Raw genomic sequence first — 2,029 nt, forward strand, 5'->3', positions numbered from 1 at the left:
CCGGCGAACCGGAACGGACAGGCGCACCGCTACACGCGCATTCTCAAATGATTCTTCGATACCTGCTTCGCGCGCATTTTCTATGAGTCAACGCGAACTCTAGACATTGGAATATCCCGGGCGTACCGTGAGCCATCAACCGTTTCTAGCTGGGGAGCTACGATGTTTGTTGGGGGAAAGCGGCGTCTGTCGTCACGTTCGAATCGGTTTGCCGGTGGCCACAGGCTGCCGGCTTTGTTGTTCCGGGGCGCTCTCGCCTCGGGTCTCGGGCTGGCCCTGGTGGCCGGGACCGCGGGGCCGGGCCTGGCGGTCGTGCCGCTGGCGATCCCGGTGGCGCCGCCCGGGGCCGAAACCACGATCGGGAAACTCGGGGCCCGGCCGGGCGCGACGCGGCTGCCGCTGCCGGTCACCGACCGGATCTCCGGCAGCGTAGATGTCGGTACCGGAAACCTGATGCTGTCCCTGACGGGCCTGGCCCTGCCGGGCATCAGCGCGGATGTGCCGCTGGGCCTGGTGTTCAATTCCCAGTCCACGGACACCGCGGGCGGAAAAACCGGGCCGCGCTGGTCGCTGTCGTTGGGCGGGGCCGGGTCGCTGTCCACCACCGCGTCGGGGGTGCTGCATACGGGCGGGGACGGGTACTCGTCCCTGTTCACCCCGGTGGCCGGCTCGACGACGGCGTTCACCGCCCCCGCCGGGACAAAGGCTGACCTGATGAAAAAGGCGGACGGTACCTACACGCTGACCTCCCGGACCACGGCCACGGTGGTGGCGTTCGATAGTGACGGGCGGGCCACGTCGGTCGCTGACCGGAACGGCAACCTCACAGCCCTGAACCCGCCAACAGGGGGACGAATCACGGAGGTGATTGCCACCAGGGGTGCCGCCGGAGCGAAAAAGGCCGTCCTGAACTACGACCCCTACGACGGGATGCTGCTGGGCTTCTCGCAGAGCAACGGTTCCGCATCCCGGTCCGTGTCCTTCACCCGGGACGGGAACAGGAACCTGACGACCTTCACCGATCTGGCCGGGAAGATCACCGCCTTCGGCTACACCGGCAACCGGGTCACCACCATCACCCCGCCCGCCGGCGGGGCGATCAACGTCAGCTATGACACCACGGGCCGGGTCATCCAGATCGAGCGGGTAAACACCTCGCCCGGGTCCCCGGGGAATTCGGTCACCCGCCTGGCCTACCCGTCCGCGACGCAGACCCTGGTCGCGGGGCCGAACACCGACATAGCCGTTGCTGTCGCCTCGGGCCCGCGCACCACGTACACGCTGAGCAGCGACCTGCGGGTTACCGCCGCGACCGACCCGATGGGCCGGGCCCGGTCCGGCACCTACACGGGGGACTTCGATACCCTGACCTCTTCCCAGGGCACCGGTACGGGTTCCGGGACGACGACGAACACGTACGGGGCGAACACCGGGGAATCGATCACCGCTTCCGCGTCCCAGGGCGGCGCCGCCGGGCAGGCCGCCTACGCGAACACCGCCGCGAACACCAAGTACCTGGCGACCTCCTCCACCAACGACGCCGGGAACCAGTCCCTCTACACCTACAACGGGGCCGGGAACGCCCTGACCTCTGCGGACGCCCTCGCCGCGACCGCCACTTTGGAAGTGAACCTCGACGGAACGGTCAAGACCGCCCTCGCGCCGGGGAACGGCACTAACAAGACCCAGTACGGCTACGACCCCGACCACCAGCTGTCGACCGTGACCCCGGTCACCGGGTCCTCACTCGGCGCCAGGGCCTTCACCTATGACGTCTGGGCCCGCCCGGCGACGGCGACCGACGGGCGCGGCATCACCCTGACCTACACCTACGACGGCGTCGGCCGGCTCGCGCAGACCACGTTCTCCGACGGGACCCCCGCGGTCTCTTACACCTACACCGCGAACGGCCGGGTCCAGACCCGGGTCGACGGGTTGTTACCCGTCGCGTTATTTGACTGTGGCGGCGTCACGTCCGGTGATGACGGGCCGGGCATAGAAATGCCCCGCCGGCGGGTTCCGGCGGGGC

General features: G+C 68.6%; 1 pseudogene. It reads left to right on the forward strand.

What is annotated here, in order from left to right:
- Positions 1-237: 237 nt before the first annotated feature.
- Positions 238-2,029, forward strand: a pseudogene (locus RCH07_RS19145) (hypothetical protein); the annotation flags it as partial.

It is taken from the genome of Arthrobacter sp. CG_A4 (assembly GCF_035985125.1).
Taxonomy (GTDB): domain Bacteria; phylum Actinomycetota; class Actinomycetes; order Actinomycetales; family Micrococcaceae; genus Arthrobacter.